Source organism: Kribbella sp. NPDC059898, assembly GCF_042730855.1.
Lineage (GTDB): Bacteria > Actinomycetota > Actinomycetes > Propionibacteriales > Kribbellaceae > Kribbella.
Genome location: NZ_JBHWKR010000001.1, coordinates 704,368 through 722,227, shown reverse-complemented (window position 1 = coordinate 722,227; position 17,860 = coordinate 704,368). Strand labels below are relative to the sequence as shown.

The 17,860-nt window shown below is 70.1% G+C and carries 17 protein-coding genes; 6 read left to right on the top strand and 11 right to left on the bottom strand.

Annotated features, from left to right (window positions below; all coding sequences use genetic code 11):
• Positions 1-19: 19 nt before the first annotated feature.
• Complete coding sequence (locus tag ACFV9C_RS03645; protein WP_380190504.1) at positions 20-979, top strand: ricin-type beta-trefoil lectin domain protein; 960 nt, start codon at positions 20-22, stop codon at positions 977-979.
• On the opposite strand, the gene ACFV9C_RS03640 is transcribed toward ACFV9C_RS03645, so the two are convergent.
• Positions 976-1,878 (bottom strand): 1,4-dihydroxy-2-naphthoyl-CoA synthase, encoded by a 903-nt coding sequence (locus ACFV9C_RS03640; RefSeq protein ID WP_380190503.1) that lies wholly within the window; start codon positions 1,876-1,878, stop codon positions 976-978. The genes ACFV9C_RS03645 and ACFV9C_RS03640 overlap by 4 nt on opposite strands.
• Positions 1,875-2,894, bottom strand: coding sequence for a LacI family DNA-binding transcriptional regulator (locus ACFV9C_RS03635; protein WP_380190502.1), 1,020 nt, complete (start codon positions 2,892-2,894; stop codon positions 1,875-1,877). The genes ACFV9C_RS03640 and ACFV9C_RS03635 overlap by 4 nt, the downstream gene beginning before the upstream one ends.
• A gap of 156 nt (positions 2,895-3,050) precedes the next feature.
• Between ACFV9C_RS03635 and ACFV9C_RS03630 the strand changes: the two genes are divergently transcribed.
• Entirely contained in the window at positions 3,051-4,982 is a 1,932-nt protein-coding gene (locus ACFV9C_RS03630) for a Xaa-Pro dipeptidyl-peptidase (protein ID WP_380190501.1), read from the top strand.
• A gap of 179 nt (positions 4,983-5,161) precedes the next feature.
• Positions 5,162-6,022 carry a DUF559 domain-containing protein gene (locus ACFV9C_RS03625; protein WP_380190500.1) on the top strand — a complete coding sequence of 287 codons (861 nt, stop codon included), beginning with the start codon at positions 5,162-5,164 and terminating at the stop codon, positions 6,020-6,022.
• 91 nt (positions 6,023-6,113) lie between these two features.
• On the opposite strand, the gene ACFV9C_RS03620 is transcribed toward ACFV9C_RS03625, so the two are convergent.
• Positions 6,114-7,040: a helix-turn-helix domain-containing protein gene (locus tag ACFV9C_RS03620; RefSeq protein ID WP_380190499.1), complete on the bottom strand. Its 927-nt coding sequence runs from the start codon at positions 7,038-7,040 to the stop codon at positions 6,114-6,116.
• Positions 7,041-7,132: 92 nt separating this feature from the next.
• Between ACFV9C_RS03620 and ACFV9C_RS03615 the strand changes: the two genes are divergently transcribed.
• The gene (locus tag ACFV9C_RS03615; protein ID WP_380190498.1) at positions 7,133-7,462 is read left to right on the top strand and encodes a PadR family transcriptional regulator; all 330 of its coding nucleotides are present in this window, start codon (positions 7,133-7,135) and stop codon (positions 7,460-7,462) included.
• Complete coding sequence (locus tag ACFV9C_RS03610) at positions 7,459-8,625, top strand: HAAS signaling domain-containing protein (protein WP_380190497.1); 1,167 nt, start codon at positions 7,459-7,461, stop codon at positions 8,623-8,625. Before ACFV9C_RS03615 ends, ACFV9C_RS03610 begins: the two co-directional genes overlap by 4 nt.
• Here ACFV9C_RS03610 and ACFV9C_RS03605 read toward each other — a convergent pair.
• The 6 genes from ACFV9C_RS03605 to ACFV9C_RS03580 all read right to left on the bottom strand — a co-directional run bounded on the left by ACFV9C_RS03605 (position 8,615) and on the right by ACFV9C_RS03580 (position 13,883).
• Positions 8,615-9,337 (bottom strand): GNAT family N-acetyltransferase, encoded by a 723-nt coding sequence (locus ACFV9C_RS03605; protein WP_380190496.1) that lies wholly within the window; start codon positions 9,335-9,337, stop codon positions 8,615-8,617. The genes ACFV9C_RS03610 and ACFV9C_RS03605 overlap by 11 nt on opposite strands.
• Positions 9,338-9,460: 123 nt before the next feature.
• Entirely contained in the window at positions 9,461-10,429 is a 969-nt protein-coding gene (locus ACFV9C_RS03600; RefSeq protein ID WP_380190495.1) for an adenylate/guanylate cyclase domain-containing protein, read from the bottom strand.
• Positions 10,419-10,817 (bottom strand): cyclic nucleotide-binding domain-containing protein, encoded by a 399-nt coding sequence (locus tag ACFV9C_RS03595; protein WP_380190494.1) that lies wholly within the window; start codon positions 10,815-10,817, stop codon positions 10,419-10,421. Before ACFV9C_RS03595 ends, ACFV9C_RS03600 begins: the two co-directional genes overlap by 11 nt.
• Positions 10,818-10,858: 41 nt before the next feature.
• Complete coding sequence (locus ACFV9C_RS03590) at positions 10,859-12,202, bottom strand: FAD-dependent monooxygenase (protein ID WP_380190493.1); 1,344 nt, start codon at positions 12,200-12,202, stop codon at positions 10,859-10,861.
• Positions 12,199-12,783 (bottom strand): VC0807 family protein, encoded by a 585-nt coding sequence (locus ACFV9C_RS03585; RefSeq protein ID WP_380190492.1) that lies wholly within the window; start codon positions 12,781-12,783, stop codon positions 12,199-12,201. The genes ACFV9C_RS03590 and ACFV9C_RS03585 overlap by 4 nt, the downstream gene beginning before the upstream one ends.
• 506 nt (positions 12,784-13,289) lie before the next feature.
• Entirely contained in the window at positions 13,290-13,883 is a 594-nt protein-coding gene (locus tag ACFV9C_RS03580; RefSeq protein WP_380190491.1) for a TetR/AcrR family transcriptional regulator, read from the bottom strand.
• Positions 13,884-14,011: 128 nt separating this feature from the next.
• On the opposite strand from ACFV9C_RS03580, the gene ACFV9C_RS03575 reads away from it, so the two are divergent.
• Complete coding sequence (locus ACFV9C_RS03575; protein ID WP_380190490.1) at positions 14,012-15,538, top strand: DUF4185 domain-containing protein; 1,527 nt, start codon at positions 14,012-14,014, stop codon at positions 15,536-15,538.
• Here the strand turns inward: ACFV9C_RS03575 and ACFV9C_RS03570 are convergent.
• Together ACFV9C_RS03570 and ACFV9C_RS03565 are read right to left on the bottom strand one after the other, a co-directional pair.
• Positions 15,535-16,875 (bottom strand): threonine/serine exporter ThrE family protein, encoded by a 1,341-nt coding sequence (locus ACFV9C_RS03570; RefSeq protein ID WP_380190489.1) that lies wholly within the window; start codon positions 16,873-16,875, stop codon positions 15,535-15,537. The two genes, ACFV9C_RS03575 and ACFV9C_RS03570, sit on opposite strands and share 4 nt — an antisense overlap.
• Positions 16,865-17,842, bottom strand: coding sequence for a sugar-binding transcriptional regulator (locus ACFV9C_RS03565; RefSeq protein ID WP_380190488.1), 978 nt, complete (start codon positions 17,840-17,842; stop codon positions 16,865-16,867). The genes ACFV9C_RS03570 and ACFV9C_RS03565 overlap by 11 nt, the downstream gene beginning before the upstream one ends.
• Between the last annotated feature and the right edge of the window lie 18 nt (positions 17,843-17,860).

Sequence of the window (17,860 nt, the reverse complement as noted above, 5' to 3'; positions counted from 1 at the left end):
CAGAGCCCAGGAGTACGTCGTGCGGTCACGCCGATCCCCCGGTTCGTCCCGTTTCTCGGACACCTTCGCCAGCCGTCCGGGGCTGCCCCGGATCACCCGGCTGCCCGACCGGCGCGCCTGGTCGACGACCGCGGTGGTCGCCGCGCTGATCGGCGGCATCGCGATCGGCGCCTCGTCGATCGCCGGCGGCGGTTCCGGGCCGACGTACACCACCGACGTCGCCTACGTGCCGCAGAGCCGGCCGACCGTGACGCCGACGGTGACCGTCACCCCCGACCCCGAGCAGGTGGCGGGGCCGACGAAGACGATGACGGTGAAGGGCGATCCGCAGCAGGTCGTGAAGACCGTGATCATGCCGGGCGTCACGGTCACGCTGCCGCCGGCCACGGTGACCGCGAAACCCCCGCTGGCCGGTACGCCGCCGACCGCTACCGTCACCGCCACCACGACCGCCACGGCGACAACGACGGCGACGAAGACCGCAACTGCCCGCACCACGGCAACGACGACCGCGACCACGACCGTCACCGCGAAGCCGCCCGCGCGGACCAACGACTCGAACACCGGGAAGCCGCCGGCAGCGGCCGCCGCGCCGATCGCGTTGCAGAGCGACCAGAGCAACCGCTGCATCGACGTACCGAACGCTGCCGACGGCATCGGTCACGACGGAACGCCCTTGCAGGTCTGGGACTGCGGCGGCAACGCGGCCAACCAGCAGTGGGTCTTCCAGCCCGACGGCACGGTCCGCTCGATGGGTCTGTGCATGGACCTCGCGTGGGCGTCGACCGCCGACGGCACTCAGGTGCAACTCGTCAACTGCAACGGCGGCTGGGCACAGAAATTTGCCCTGAGCAACAACAACGAACTGGTCAACCCGAGCGCCGGCAAGTGCGTGACCGCCGATGCCGCCGGCAACGGCGGCCGGTTGACGCTGCGCGGCTGTAGCGGCAGCGCCAACCAGAAATGGCACAAACCCTAGAAAGCGTAGGGGTACGGCGACCAGTCGGCCGGGCGCTTCTCGAGGAACGAGTCGCGACCCTCGGCGGCTTCGTCGGTGCCGTAGGCGAGCCGGGTCGCCTCGCCGGCGAACAACTGCTGCCCGACCAGCCCGTCGTCGATCTGGTTGAACGCGTACTTCAGCATCCGCTGCGCGGTCGGCGACTTCGCGCAGATCTTCTTGCCCCACTCGAGCGCCACCGTCTCGAGCTCGGCGTGCGGGACGGCCTTGTTCACCATGCCCATCCGGTACGCGTCCTCGGCCGAGTACTCGTCGCCGAGGAAGAAGATCTCCCGCGCGAACTTCTGCCCGACCTGCCGGGCCAGGTACGCCGACCCGAACCCGCCGTCGAACGAGGCCACGTCCGCGTCGGTCTGCTTGAACCGCGCGTGCTCGGCGGACGCCAGCGTCAGGTCCGCGACCACATGCAGGCTGTGCCCACCGCCTGCGGCCCAGCCGGGTACGACGCAGATCACGACCTTCGGCATGAAGCGGATCAGCCGTTGTACCTCGAGGATGTGCAGCCGGCCGGCCCGCGCCGGGTCGATCGACTCCGCCGTCGTGCCCTCGGCGTACTTGTACCCGTCCTTGCCGCGGATCCGCTGGTCGCCGCCGGAGCAGAACGCCCAGCCGCCGTCCTTCGGCGACGGGCCGTTGCCGGTCAGCAGCACGCAGCCGACGTCCGACGACATCCGCGCGTGGTCCAGCACCCGGTACAGCTCGTCCACGGTCTGCGGGCGGAACGCGTTCCGCACCTCCGGCCGGTTGAACGCGATCCGCACCACACCGGCGTCGACCGCCCGGTGATAGGTGATGTCGGTCAGCTCGAAGCCGTCCACCTGTTTCCAGGCCGACGGGTCGAAGATCTCGGAGACAGTCACCCCCGGAGAATAGCCGTGCTCTCCCGCAGGACGACTTCGGCCTTGAAGGTCTCGGTGGTCGGCTCGCCGCCCTCGACCGCCAGTTCCAGCGCCCGGCGGCCCATCTGCTCCAGCGGCAGCCGTACGGTCGTCAGCCCCGGCCACACGTCCCGCAGCGTCGCGATGTCGTCGAACCCGGCGACACCGAGCTCCGCCGGTACGTCGACGCCGCGGTCGCGGAGCGCGGACATCGCGCCGACCGCCATCACGTCGTTCACCGCGAACACGCAGTCCACGTCGGTCTTCCGTTCGAGCAACTGTTCCGCGGCGGCGTACCCGCCGTCCCGGGTGAACTCACCGGCCTCGACCAGAACCGCCTCCAGCCCCGCCTCCGCCAACCCGGCCACGAACCCGTCGCGCCGATCGCGTGCGGTGGCGAGGGTAACCGGTCCGCCCAGTACGGCGAACTTCCGGTAGCCGAGCCCGACCAGCGCACGGGCCAGGTCCGCCGACCCGGAACTGTTGTCCGGCTCAACGGTGTGCGCGGGCATCCCGGACTGGCTGACCAGCGCCAGACCCGCGCCGGAGTTGAGGAAACTCTCCACCTCGGTCGCGGTCCGCGCCAGGCTGTCGGCGTCGGTACGGCGGCTGCCGATCATCACCGCGGCCCGGGCCCGCTGCGCCCGCAACGACGACAGGTAGGCGATCTCGCGGTCGCTGTCGCGGAACGTACTGGCCATCATCACCAGCAGCCCGCGCTCGTCCGCGGCGCGCATCACGCCGTTCGCGATCGCGGCGAAGTACGGGTCCTCGATGTCGTGGACGAGGATGCCGACCACGTTGGTTGACGACTTCGCCAGCGCCTGGGCCTGCGCGTTCGGCGTGTAGCCGAGATCGTCGGCCGCGGCCTTGACCCGTTCCTGCAGTTCCGGACGCGGGACGCGGTCCCCGCCGTTCAGCACGCGGGAGGCGGTCGCGACCGACACGCCCGCACGCTGCGCCACGTCCAGCAGTGTCACCGGTGCTCGCAGATTCATGGCGTAACCTTTCTAGGCCCTTCCTGACGTCCCCCCGGTGGGCGGTGGCGGTCACCCTACCGAACTCGCCAGTTCTCACCCTGAGTATCGGGCAGGTCGCTGCCAATCTCGGCAGAACCTGGCGTTGTGGCGCCCGAGTGACTAGCCTTCCCAGCCATGAGGACCGTCCGCGCCAGGGTGACGATCCTGGTCTCGTCCGCCGTGCTCAGCCTGACAACCCTCACCGGTCCCGCCATGGCTGCCCCGCTTCCGGACGGGCCCGGTACGCCGGCCCCCGCAGCACCCAGTGTGCCGCAGCACGTCGACGCGCGCACCCAGAGCACGCAGCCGGTCTACGACTACTCCGACGCGATCCGCGAGTCGGTGTACGTCGACACCACGATGGACACCGACTCCGACGGCACGAACGACGTGATCGCGGTCGACATCGTCCGGCCGAGCGAACCGGCGCTCACCGGCACCAAGATCCCGGTCATCATGGACGCCTCGCCGTACTACACCTGCTGCGGCCGCGGGAACGAGAACGAGAAGAAGACGTACGACGCGGACGGCGTGATCCAGAAGATGCCGTTGTTCTACGACAACTACTTCGTGCCGCGCGGGTACGCGATGGTCGGCGTGGACGTGCTCGGCACCGGGCGCTCCACCGGCTGCGGCGACGTCGGCGGGCCGAACGAGATCCAGTCCGTGGTCGACGTGATCGACTGGCTGAACGGCCGCAACACCGCGCACACCGCCGACGGGCAGCAGGTGAAGGCGACCTGGACCACCGGCGCGGTCGGGATGATCGGCAAGTCGTACGACGGCACGCTGGCGAACGGCGTCGCCGCCACCGGGGTCAAGGGCCTGAAGACGATCGTGCCGATCTCGGCGATCTCCTCGTGGTACGACTACACCCGCTCGGGCGGCGTGCCGTACTCGGACGACTACATGCCCTGGCTGGGCGGGTACGTCGGCCACGACAGCCCGGCGTGCGACGAAGTACGCGGGAAGCTCGGCGACAGCGACGACGACGACACCGGCGACTACACGTCGTTCTGGGCGGCGCGCGACTACACGAAGAACGCGTCGAAGGTGACGGCGTCGGTCTTCATGACGCACGGGCTCAACGACTACAACGTGCAGACGAACCACTTCTCCCAGTGGTGGTCGGCGCTGGCCCGCAACAACGTGCCGCGCAAGCTGTGGCTCGGGCTCGAGGACCACGTGGACCCGTTCGAGTTCCGCCGCGACGAGTGGGTGGACGAGCTGCACAAGTGGTTCGACTACTGGCTGCAGGGCCTGCGGAACGGCGTGATGAAGGAGCCGATGGTCTCGGTCGAGACGACGCCGGACGTGTGGCGCGACTACAAGACCTGGCCGGCCGTGAACCGGCCGATGCCGGTACCGGTCGCGGCCGGCAAACTAGGTGCCGCAGGCAAGGGAACCGTCACGATCACCGACGACCCTGATCTGACCGAGGACGACATCGTCGCCGATCCGTCGGAGGTGATCGCGGGCCGGCAGATGTTCCTCTCCGCCCCGCTGGCCGCGCCCTTGCGGATCAGCGGTACGCCGTCGGTCACGCTGCGGATGAAGTCCGACTCGACGACCACGCCGGTGACGGCCCGCCTGATCGAGTACGGCGACGGCCAGCGGTACTCCGGCATCCGCCGTACCGACCAGAGCACGTGCGAGGGCGAGAGCACGGACTACGACGACAGCTGCTACTTCACTGTGCAGAAGCTCAGCACGCAAAGCGATCACGGCATCGTCAGCCGCGGCTGGATCGACGCCGCCCACAGCAAGTCCTTGTCCAAGCCGACCCCCCTGAAGCCCGGCACCTGGACCACGGTCAACGTCCCCCTCCGCGCGCAGGACGAGATCATCCCCAAGGGCCACGTCGTAGGCCTGGCCATCACCCTCTCCGACACGGAGTGGACCACCCCCAACGACACCGGCGCCACCATCGACATCGACCTGTCCGCGACAAAACTCAACATCCCAGTCACCGGCGGCAAAATCACCGCCCCCACCAACCCCCAACCGATCGACGTCGAAATCACCACCCCCACCCAACGCCCCAACCTCCACGACCCAAAGAACTGACCCCGCCCCACCCAGTCGTGGCAAACGGCTCGCCCGCCTTTCGCCGAGTCGTGGATTCCGGCTGATTTTCCGCGCCTTTTCTCACGACTCGGCGGAGGGGGTCTGAGCCGTTTGCCACGACTCGGTGGGGTTGTGGATAAGTCGGGCGGTCGGGGTGGGAGAGGGCGGAGAATGGTGGGGTGTTCACGGCGGCGGAAGCGCGAGAGGCGGGGATCTCGCGGGGACTGCTGCGCGGGCGGCGGTATCGGCGGGTGCTCGGATCTGTGTACGTCGACGGGTCGACCGCCGTGACGGCCCGCGTGCGGGCGGAGGCGGGGCTGTTGTTGACGCCTGGAGCGGTCGCCAGTCATCACACCGCGCTGAGCCTGTGGGCTGCCGACGTACGCACCGGCAACGACGTACACGTGTCCGTGCAGCGCGATCCCCGGGCGACGCGGCCACGGGTGGGTGGGCTGCGGGTGCACGAAGTACAGCAGCTCGAGCAGGTGCTGCGCGACGGCCTGCCGTTGACTCCGCCGGTGCGGACGTTCCTCGATCTGGCGCCGTACTGCGATCTCACCGGACTCGTCGCCGCGGGAGATTCACTGGTACGACGCACCACGATCGAGCCGGCGCACCTGCTGGAGGCGGCGGCCGGCGCGATCGGCGTACGCGGGATCAGACTGGCCCGCGAGGCGGCCGCGCTGGTCCGGCCGGGCGTCGACTCCCCGATGGAATCCCGGCTCCGACTGATCATCGTCAGCGGTGGACTACCCGAACCCCAGATCGGCTACGTGGTCCGCGACTCCGCGGGCGGCTGGCTCGCCGCGCCGGACCTGGCTTATCCACAGGTCCGGCTCGCGATCGAGTACGACGGGAAGCACCACCTCGCGGACCCGCGGCAGTGGCGGCTCGACATCCGCCGGCGCGAGAACCTCGAACGCGAAGGCTGGCTGGTCCGCGTCTTCACCGCCCACGACCTCACCCACCGCCCCGGGACCGTCGTCGCCCGCATCGACGAGGACCTCCGCTCTCGCCACCACCCCTACCTCGCCGCGTAGGCCCGCCGACTCGTGGCAAACGGCTCGCCCCACCTTCGCCGAGTCGTGAGTTGCGGCTGGTTTTTCAAGCCTTTTCCCACGACTCGGCGAACTAGTTGCTCTCGGCTACGAATTGCATTGGGTCGCCGAAGGATAGGTCGGTGATGCCGGCGGTGTGGAAGGCGCCGATCAGGAGGGAGCGGCGGTGGGCTGCGAAGGTTAGGACGTGGGCGACCATGCCGCCGTAGGTGAAGACCCTTGGGGGTTCGCAGGTGGTGTCGACGAAGCTCTCGTCGAAGCGGCCGTCCTCGTTGAGTTGGGCGACCAGGGCGACGAAGCGGGCGCCGGCTTCGGCGTGCCGCGTGCGGAGTTCGGGGATCGGGGTGACCACCTGGCGGCCGCATTCGGGGACCTGGAACGGGCGGTCCTCGACCGAGGCCAGCCACATCTCTTCCTGCCAGACCAGGCGGTCCAGCAGGTAGCGGATCGAGATGTCGTCGTCGATACCCTCGACGGACAGCTCGATCGGCCGGTCCAGCGTGGCGGCGTCCAGCCGGGCGCCGCGTTCGATCATCTCACCGGTCAGCCACACGTGGTGCTCGACCATCCTGACAAGTACGTCCATGCCCCTCACCTTTCTGCGGGCCGGCAGCCGAAGTCCGGCCGGCGGCTGGAAATGCACTCCACTCGGCGCCTGCAGGAAGAACACCCGCGACGCTTCCCGCCGCCACTCCCGCGGCGGCATCCCGTACGCCCGGGCAAACGCGCGCGTGAACGCCTCGTTCGACCCGTACCCGGCCTCGACAGCGACATCCAGTACGGCGACCGGCTCGGCCAGCAGCCGGTACGCCGCCCGCTCCAGCAGCACGCGCCGCCGGAACGCGAACGGCGACTCCCCCGCGACCGCGCCGATCACGCGGTCGAAGTGGAACCGCGACAGATGCACCCGCTCCGCGAGCCCGGCACCGTTCACCGGGTCGCACGGCCCGCTCAGCCCGGCCGCGACCACCGCCACGAACTCCTCGAACACATCCGCCATGTGCACCACTGTGCCCCCACCAGGCGGGCTCCGACTTGATCGAAATTGCGCTGGTTGGCGGAGTACTCCGTTATGTGTAGTAGCGTGACGGGATGGACAGCAGCCAGTTGCTCAAAGGCGTTCTCGATCTCGCCGTGCTGGCGGTCCTGCGGGACGCCGACGGCTACGGGTACGACGTACTGCGCCGGCTGCGGGCCGCGGGGCTGGAGGACGTCGCGGACGCCTCCGTGTACGGGACGCTCCGGAGGCTGTTCCAGGCGGGCGCACTGACGTCGTACGTGCAACCGAGCGAGGAAGGCCCGCACCGGAAGTACTACGGGCTGAACAAGACCGGCCAAGAGCTGCTGGCCCGCTCCACCGAGACCTGGAACCACTTCGCCGGCGCCATGTCCGTGCTGCTGGTGGACAAGGAGGCGGCGTGAACACCGGGGCGGCGGCGATCTACCTGGCACAGGTGCGGTCCGAGCTCAGCGACCTGCCGCCCGGCGAGCTGGAGGACGTGCTGCAGGATGTCGGCGGGCACCTCAGCGAGGTCGCCGGCGAGTTCGGCACCGAGCCGACGATCGGCCAGCTGCAGGACCGCCTCGGGACGCCACGGCAGTACGCCGACGAGCTCCGCACCGCGGCCGGGTACCCGCCACGGACCGGGCCGGCCGGGCAGAGCCACAAGGACCGCCTCGACGCGGGCTGGAACGCCCTGCGCTGGGGCCTGATCGCGGCCACCGTCGGCCCGTTCTTCATCGCGGTCGCGATCTTCGCGTGGTCGCGGCGGGAGACGTCGTTCTTCGGGCTGCTCGGGTTCGGCATCCTGTTCGCGGCGGCGTTCCTCGGGGTCGTGGCGTTGCACGGGAACGACCCGAAGGTGGTGCTGGACACCCCGCAGGGCACCCGCGGCGCGACCGCGGTCCGCGGCTGGATCGACCAGATCCCGCCGAACATCCGGCACGAGCTGCGGACCATCGGGCAGCCGATCTGGTGGGTCGCCCGCGGCATGATCGGCGCCGGCGGGTTCTTCGCGCTATTCGGTGCCCCGGCGGTGACCGTGGTCGGGGCGTTCGCGGGCGCGGCCGTGTCGATCTGGATGGGCCGGCGTACCCAGCAGGACGGCCGCTGGCTGTGGTACGTCGTACCGCTGAACGTGGTCGCCGCGATCGCGGTGCCGGCGTTCCTGGCGGCGGCGTACATGGGGACGTCGTTCGGGTTCCTGAACAACTACCAGGCGCGCCACGGCAGCTCGACGTACAACCCGCCGGACAACGGGCTGCGACTGAACGGTACGCCGGTGACGAACCTCTACCCGTTCGATGCCCAGGGCAAGCAGGTCGACGTCCGGCTGTACGACCAGGACGGCACCCCGATCGACCTGGACCGGCAAGACTGCGCCACCACCTACGGCGACGGGCAGCGCGGCAGTACGAGCAACCAGTTCCCGCAGGCGGTGATCGTGCCGGAGGAGAACGGCGTCATCACGGACTCGGAGAACTGCAAGGACACGACAAAGGCCCCGTTCGCCCCGCCGACCACGTCACCGACGCCCACACACACCACCCCGACGCCGAAGCCGACGGTGAAACCTACGCGCTAGGACCGGCCGCGGCCACCTGGCGGTAGGTGTACCCGAGCCGCCGGTACACCGCGATCGCGGCCGCGTTGTCGCCGTCCACCATCAACGCGACCCGGCCGTGCCGCTTCACCAGCTCGGCGGTCACGAACCCGCACACCTGTCCGGACAATCCCTTGCCCCGGGCAACAGGATGCGTCGCGACCCCGGCCAGGAACCCGACCTCGGGCGCACTCCACGCGTCCGCCGCCACACTCAGCAGCTCGCCATCGTCACCGGTCACCGCGGCCCAGCGCCGTACGCCGGGATGTCCCGGCCACGCGTACGACGAGGGCGACGCGGCGTCGAGCAACGCCGCCACGCCGGTGTCCCCGTCCAGCCAGGCCGCGGTCGTGGTCACGTCCGGCACCTGGTCGGTGTCCATCCAGCCGAACCCTGCCGCGAACTCCAGCCCCGGCAGGTGTTCCGCCATTTCGCGGATCAGTTCCTCGTCGCCGAACGGCCGGAACGACGGACCGACCTCGGTCAGTACGGCGGCCGCCAGCCGGACCGCTTCCGACACCGGCCCGACGACCGCGAGGCGGTCATGTCTCGACACGTTCGGCGCCGCGACGACGACCGCCGAACCCGCACGCCACGCCCGCGCTCCGGTGGTGAATCCCTGGGCAGCCCATCCGACGATCGAGTCGTCCCCACTCGCCAGCTTCAGCTCGGCCGGCGTCTTGATCTCCCGCACGGAACAAACGTTACGTCACGAGCTGCAGCTCGACAGGAGGTGCCCGCCGATCGGCAGGGAGTCCAGGCGCACGCAGGCGTCCGCCGACCGGCGGCAGGCGTATACCTCCTGTCGAGCTGCAGCTCAATCAGCACGCTGGATGGCGTACGGGACCAGATGGCGGTAGCCGCGGACCGCAACCCGGCGCAGCCGGTGGATCGTGTACGCCGGGTGGCCGTCCAGCGCGGCGGCGAGTTCGCGGTCGGCGAGGACCCGGCCGGGCTTGCATTCCGTGGTGAGACGGGCGGCCAGGTTGACGACCTCGCCGTACACGTCGCCGAGCCGGATCAGGATCGTGCCGTACGCGAGACCGATCCGCAGCTCGGGGAGCTCGGGGTCCGCGCTGACCGCGTCCTGCAACGCCAGCGCGACCGCGGCACCCTGCGCGGCGGTGTCGGTGACGAACAGGACCTCGTCGCCCATCGACTTGATCACCCGGCCGCCGTTCAGCGCGACGACGTCCGCGGCGGTGCCCTCGAAGCGTTCGATCAGCTGGCCGAGCTCGACCTCGGTCAGCCGCCGGGTCAGCCGCGTGTAGCTGACGATGTCCGCGAACCCGACGGCGCGGACGCCGCGGGCAAGCTCGTCCGAGCCGGCCATCGCCCGCCCGGCGGCCGCAGCCAGGTGGCGGCGCCAGACATACGTCTGCAGGCGCTCCATGGCCGGCAGCAGCAACGCCGCGACCTCGATCGACTCGTCCGCGGACAGCTTCGAGCCGCCGAGGAACTCGAGGAACATCGCCGACTGCCAGGATGCCAGCCGGGACTGCGTCTGGCCGAGCTTGCGGGCCAGCGACGACTCCATCTCGGGCTCGATGAACCCGTCGTCCTCGAGTGCCGCGACCAGCCGCAACGCCTCGACGTCGTCGTCGGTGAACGCCACCTCGTCGTCCGGCACGGTCGCGAACCCGAGCGCGTGCCACATCCGCTCGGCGCGCTCGGTCGAGATCCCGGCCCGCTCGGACACCTGCACCCGGGTGAACTTCCGCTCGCCACCGAGCAGGGTGCGCTCGAACTCGCGCTGGACGCCGGCGAGATCAGGGTCAGGAGCCACCGCGGCGCTCGGCAATGGTGGCGTCGATGGCGTCCCGGAACGCGGGCAACCGCCGCGTCAGGTCGTCGAACTTCTCCCGGGTGAAGTGCAGCAGCTGCAGCCGCGACTTCGCCGTGACAGTTGCCGTCCGCAACGTGTTCTTCCGGACCGCGACCTCGCCGGCGATGTCGCCCGGCCCGAGCTCGGCGATCTCCGCACCCTTCTCCCGGACCGCGGCGGTGCCGCTCAGGATCAGGTACGCCGCGTCCGGCGGCGTCTGCTCCAGGATCAGCGACCAGCCGGCCGGCACCGAGACCTCCTCGCCGGCCCGGAAGATTTCCCGGATGTCGCGTCCGGACAGATCCGCGAACAGCGGCAGGTCTCGCGGGGACGTCCTACCCAGTGCCACGTCGATCCTCCTCGTCGCGCCGATGTTTCCAGTCGGTAACTCTAACGGCTGGGAACGGCGGGGGTCATCCGGTGACCGAAAATCGGCGGAATCGGTGCCTCCGGGTCATCAGTTGCCCATTGCACGTATCCGTCCGGACGGACCAGGATCCGTGGCTCTCCCGGCTCCGCCAGCAGCACGTGCCGCCCGGGCCGTAGCCGTTCGGCGACCGTCGTACCGTCGCTCAGCGTCAGGTCCGGCATCCGGCGGCCGATCAGCGGGTGGTCGCCCGCGGCGTAGGCGACGCCGATGCCGGAGATGACGCCGGCCAGCCGGCGGTTCGCCTCCGGTACGCCGAGCAGGTCGACGAACGTCTCGCGCAGACACGCGATGTCGTCGTCCGGCACCATCAGCACGCCCTGCGCACGGGTGTTCGCCAGTACGGCGGCACCGGCCGGGTGGCGTTCCTCGTGGTAGCTGTCCAGCAGGCGGTCGTCCGCGTCCCGCCGTACGACCGCGCCGAGCTTCCAGCCGAGGTTGAACGCGTCCTGCAGGCCGAGGTTCATGCCCTGGCCGCCGGTCGGGGAGTGGATGTGCGCGGCGTCCCCGGCGAGGAACACGCGGCCGTCGCGGTACCGCTCCGCCTGGCGCGCGGCGTCGGTGAAGCGCGAGGCGTGGCGGAGTTCCCGCAGTACGACGGCGTCGCCGTACCAGGAGCGCAGCGCGGAGGCGACCTCGTCGTGGGTGACGGGCTGGTCCTTCGGGAGGTGCTGCTGCTCGGGGCCGGTGAAGAGGGCTCGGTGTACGCCGTCGTCGAGCGGGACGAGGGTCATCACGGCGCCGTCGCGGGGTACGAGGGACGGGAGTTGCCAGTTTGGCTGTACGCCGGAGATCACCACGTCGGCGACCACTGCGGTGAAGCGGCCGTCGCGGCCGGGGAAGCCGATGCCGGTGAGGGTGCGTACGGCGCTGTGGGCACCGTCGCAGCCGACGACCCAGTCGGCGCGGATCGTCGTACCGTCGGTGAACGTGGCGTCGACGCCGCCCTCGTCCTGGTGCAGGTCGGTGAGCTCGAGGCCGCGGCGTACGTCCTGGTCGGCTTCGAGGAGTTGTTCGACGCGGAGCTGTGGGATCCCAAGCTGGTAAGGGAATCTGGTGTCGAGGGCGGTGTAGTCGAGTGGGACGCCGGCGAAGTGGCCTGCGGATAGCCGCGGGAAGTCGAGCAGGTCACCCAGGAGGTCGCGGGAGTGCAGGATCTCGATCGAGCGCGGTTGCAGGGTGAGGGCTTTCGACTGGCCGGAGCGTTTCGTCGCCTTGTCGACAATCTGCACGTCGGCGCCGGCGAGGGTCAGCTCGGCGGCGAGCAGCAAGCCGGTCGGGCCGGCGCCGACGACGAGTACGTTCATGCGAGCAGGTCGTTCTTGCGGGAGTAGACCATCATGAAGCCGTACAGCAGAACGAACAGCACGATCCACTGCACGGTCGTCACACCGGGGACCGCGTCGAGCGGGAGCGCGTACGCGATCACCACGCGGACGACCGCGTCGAACACCAGGCCGACGCCCCACACGACCGTGACCAGCCGGATCCCGTGCCGGAAGCGCGGTTCGCGATCCCATCGGCTCGCCCAGACCTCGCCGCCGCCCGTGCCACGCTTGGCTTCCGCGATCCCGCGGCCGATCGCCAGCAACAAAGGCTTGCCGAGGGCAACCGTCCCGAGCATCCACAGCCCGCACAACGCGGTGATCACCCCGTCCTTGGCCAGCAACATCCGCGGACTGTGCATCGCCAACGACGCAACAGTCCCCGTCGCCAACGCCACAATCACGAACACCGCCATCCAGTCGACCCGCCGCCCCCGCACAGCGGCATAGACAGCCCGCCCCACCGGAACCACAGACCCCACCACCGTCGCCCCCACAACCCCCACCCCGGCCCGCCGCAACCCGTAAAACACCACCAGCGGCACCACCAGATCCACAACCACCGGAGCCAACACAGCCCCCCACCGAGCCTTCGGCTGAACCCCCGACTGCTCCACCCCCGCTCGCAGCACGGCATCCTCCCGCCCCGCGGGAGCTGGCGGGCGGTCCACACCCCCACCCGATACAACGCCCTCCCGCTCCACGGGGGTTGACCTGTGACCCGCCTCTGCCTGCCGCACGGCATCCTCCCGCCCTGCAGGAGCTGGCGGGCGGTCCTCGCCCCTAGGCGGTACAACGCTCTCCCGCTCCACGGGGGTTGGCGCGTGAGGCGGCGCCTGTCGTCCGGCGGGGGCTGGCGTGCGGTCCACCCCCGCTCGCGGCGTGGCGTCGTCCCGCCCTGCGGGAGCTGGTGGGCGGGTGCCGTCCGCCTGCGGCGGGGTGCTCTTCCGGAGCGTGGGGGTTGGTGAGCTTGTTGTCGTCTCGTGTGTGGCGGGGGCCGGGGGATGGGGCGTTGGGTCCGCGGCGCGTGCGGCGTGGGTTGCCGGGGTGGTGTTCGGCTCGGGGCGGTTCATCGGTCGCTCCGGGTTGCCTGGTGGAAGAGGTTGGTGAGTTCTTCGGCGGCGTGAGTGGGGGTGGCGCCGGTTATCAGGCGGGTGGCGAGGGAGTCGATGGCGGCGCGGAGGGTGTGGGCCATCAGGAGGGTGTCGAAGGGGCGGAAGACGCCCGCCTGCTGGCCTTGCTCGAACAGGACGACCAGGCGGGCGACCGCGGCGTCTGCCTCCTCGGTCGGGACGGGAGTGCCGGCGAAGGCGATCTGCTGGACCGCGCGGACGTGATCGGGGCGCTCCGCGATGAACTCGACGTTCGAGCGGATGTACGCCGCCAGCTTCCCGTCCGGCCCCTCGGCCGCCTCGATCGCGGGACGCATCCGGGCCGCGGCGTCGTCAGTCACCCGGCGCAGCACCTCGGCGAGCAACTCGTCCTTGGTCGTGAAGTGGTACGAGATCAGCCGCTTGCTGCTCAACCCGGCCGCCTCGCAGATCGCGTCGTACGACGTCGCGCCGTACCCCCGCTCCGCGAGCACGCCGATCGTCGCCGCGACGATCTGGTCCCGCCGGGCCGCGGTACTGCGACTCCGCTCCGTGTTCTGTTTTATCCGCATGAGTAAAAGTTACCCACGTGAGTAAAACTCCGTCAAGCACGCGACCCGTTGACCTCTCCGACCCGCCCGGTTACGGTGACCCGGAAATCGATTTCTCACCCCAGCTCCACCCGCCCGAGGAGACCCAGATGCGGAAGCGATGGTTGTTGGTCGTCCCTGCCCTGATCGCGGCGTCGGTGGTTCCCGCCGACCGCTCGGCCCCGGCCCAGGCCTCGGCCGTCCCGTCCCCCGTCGACCGCGTCGCCAAGCTCACCGGCCCGCAGTCGATCAACGACACCGAAGCGCGGTTCGCGTTGAAGGCGACCGACCTCGGCATCCTCTGGGACAACGGCTCCGGCCAGATCCTGAGCGCGTTCGGCGACAGCTACGGCAGCGGCTGGACCGGCCCGGGCGGCGGCGCCGGCGACCAGGCCACGATCGACTGGCGGTGCAATCTGCTGCTCCGCAGTACCGACCACAACCTCGCCGACGGGATGTCGTTCGACTCGGCCGCCGAGGACCGGCCCGGTCACGCCAAGGAGTTCCTGCCCTGCAAGAAGATCGACCGCGACGAGCACACGGTGATCCCGACCGCGGGCATCTCGGTCGGGAAACGCCAGTACGTGCAGTACATGTCGGTCAACTACTGGGGACCGGCCGGCAGTTGGTTCACGAACTACTCCGGCTTCGCGTACTCCGACGACAACGGCGCGACCTGGACCAAGGACGCCGGCGCCCGCTGGCAGAACACCAAGGCCTGGGACGACAACTTCCAGATGACCGCGCTGACCAGGAGCGGTGGATACGTATTCATGATCGGTACGCCGAACGGCCGCTTCGGCAGCGCGCACCTCGCCCGGGTCCCCGAGCAGCAGGTCCTGCAGAAGAAGGCCTGGCGCTACTGGGACGGCCGGACCTGGTCACCGCAGGAGGACGCCGCCGTACCGATCGCGTCCGGTCCGATCGGCGAGGTCTCGGTGCAGTGGAACGCGTACACCGGCAAGTGGCTGATGATGTACCTCGACGAGCACCGCGCCTCGATCGTGCTGCGTTCGGCCACCGACCTGACCGGCCCGTGGAGCGGCGAGCAGGTCGTTGTCAAAGGCACCGATTACCCCGGTCTCTACGGATCCTTCATGCACCCGTGGTCGCAAGGCCCTGACCTGTACTTCACGATGGCGCAGTGGGATCCGTACAACGTGTTCCTGATGCACACCAAGCTCACCGACGACGGCAAGGCGACGAACCTGGTCAGCGATCCCGGCTTCGAGGCGCAGACCAGCGGTACGCCGTCCGCGCCCTGGCAACTGAGCGGCACCGGCGGCATCGACCGCAACAGCCTCTCGCACAGCGGCACGAACAACGCGTACGTCCGCGACTCGATCGGAACCCATCAGCTTCAGCAGACCGTCGCCGTACGACCCAAGCACCGGTACCGCTTGTCCGCCTGGGTCCGGACCGCCGAGAACAACTCCGAGACGATGCTCGGCGTCCGGACCCTGCGCGGCCGGACGATCGCCCAGCAGACCGGCGGCGCACATCCGCAGTACACCCAGGTCAGCGTCGTCTTCGACTCCGGCCGCGAGTCGCTGATCCAGCTGTACGCCGGCTTCTTCGGGCACAGCCAGGACGTCTGGCTGCAGCTCGACGACGTCGTGCTGGAGGAAATCGGCTAGGTACGGCGCCGGCGCCGGGTCCGTGAGGTCCGGCGGCGGACCGGCCGGCGGGGGCCGACGAGCCGCGGCCCGGCCAGCCGGTCCTCCAGGCGCCGGGCCTCGCGCCGGATCGGCTGCGCGACGTACTCGCCGAGGATCAGCCCCGAGGCCAGTGCGACGCCGATCGCGACCGCGGTCGTCAGGCTGACGATGCCGATCAGCTGGCCGCCCGCGGTCAGTTCGTAGAGGCCCTTGTAGATCGTCAGTCCCGGCAGCAGCGGGATCGACCCGGCGACCACAACGACCAGTGGCGGTACGCCGGTCCGCCGGCCGCCGGAGTACCCGCCGAGACCGACGACGAAGGCCGCCGCCGCGGTGGACCAGGCCGGACCGAACGACGCCCTGGTCATCAACGTGAAGATCAGCGAGGCCAGCGCACCCATCACCGCGACCGGCAGCAGCGCGCGCAGCGGTGCGTACGACGCGTACGCGAACGCGACCGCCATCACCGCGCCGGAGATCACCATCACCGGGAGGTTCGCCAGCTGGATCGTCTGCGGCTCGATCCCGACCTTCAGCCCGAGCCGCAGCGCCAGCGCGAGCCCGAGCGAGACGCCCGCGATGATCCCGCCGGTGAGCAGCATCGCCTCGAGGCTGCGGGCCGCCGCGGTGACGTAGTACCCGGTGATCGCGTCCTGGACGGCACCGGTGAGCGCGATCCCGGCCAGCAGCATGATGATGCCCGCGGCAACGACCAGCGACGGTTTCACCGGTGCGTGGACGGCGTACAGCACCAGGGCGACCGCGGTCGCGACGAACGCACCGGCGACCTGCTGGTAGAACGCGGGCAGCCGCTGCCGGTTGAACCAGCGGTTGTTCAGCTCGATGACGATCGCGGTCAACACCGCCACCAGCGTGATCAGCCAGCCGCCGCCGAGCAGCAGCGTCGCGCCGCCGGCCATCACGCCCCACGCCAGCACCGCGGTCCACCGCGGGTACGGCGGTCCCGCGGACGTCAGCCGGGCGAGCTCGCGGGACGCGTCCTCGCGGTTCAGCTCGCCGCGCGCGAACCGCCGTACCAGCCGGTCGACGTCGGTCAGCCGGGAGAAGTCCTGCGAGCGGTACCGGACCAGCCGGATGTGGGTCTCCGGCGCGACGTCGGGCGCCGCCTGATACGAGACGGCCATCGAGGTGAACGTGATATCGACCTCGCACCCGCGCAACCCGCCGGCCGCGGTGACGCCGAGAATCGTCGCGGTCGCGTCCGCCGTACCGGCGCCGCTGGACAGCAGCACCTCACCGACCCGCAACGCCAGGTCGATGGTGGCGTAGACCTCCCGCTGCTCGTCAGGCTCCATCGAGCAGCTTGTGTGCCATCGCGAGGTCGGTGATCAGGATGTTGACCCAGCCGCCGAGCAGCGCGGCCCGGATCGCGGAGTACTTGCGTTCACCACCGGCCACGCCGATCCGGCGCGGCACCGCCAGCAGCTCCTTCGCGGTCACCCCGATCACCCGTTGGTCGAACGTCGAGCGCACCAGCTTCCCCTCTTCGTCGAAGAACCGGAAACACACGTCCCCGACGGCACCGAGCCGGCGCAGCTCGTCCTGGTCGGCCTCCGCGACCGCGTTCCCACTGCGCTGCAGCAGCGGCGACGGCTCGAGACTGCCGATCCCGACCAGGGCGTCGGTGAGTTGTCCCCAGGTGCCCAGAACGTCCCGGACCGACACGTCGTTCATCATCGCCCGGCGGACGGCGGGGGTGCCGACCAGGCCGGGCGCCGGCAGGTAGACCGGCATACCGCCGGTCAGCTCGGCGAACCGCGCGGTCAGCCGGGTGGCCTGCATCTGTACGGCGGCGTCGCCCAGACCGCCGACGATCTGCACCACCTTGTCGACCACCGGCACGCTCTTGCGCGGCATCCGGTCGACGGCGGAGATCAGCGTCTCGCTCCAGGACGAGATCCCGACCACGTGCCCGCCGGTCAGCGTCATGTCCAGGTACGCCGCCGCGCCCGAGCCGAGCGCGGGCAGTACCTCGTCGCCGACGCCGATCGTGTCCACGACCACCGCGTCGCGCAGCCCGTACCGGCCCTGCAGCTCGTCCTCGAGGTCGCTGTGCACGCCGCTCGGCATGGTCACCACGGTGTGCACGATGCCGACCTCGACGGCCTGCTTGAGCATCCGCGAGACCCGTGCCTGGGACAGGTTCAGCTCGGCGGCGATCTGCGGTTGCCGGATGCCCTTCTCGTGGTACATCCGGGCCACCTTCGCAAGCAGCCGCAGCTCGTCCAGCCCCGGCTGGCGCACCGCGCGGTTGCTGTTCACGACACCCCTCTCAAGACG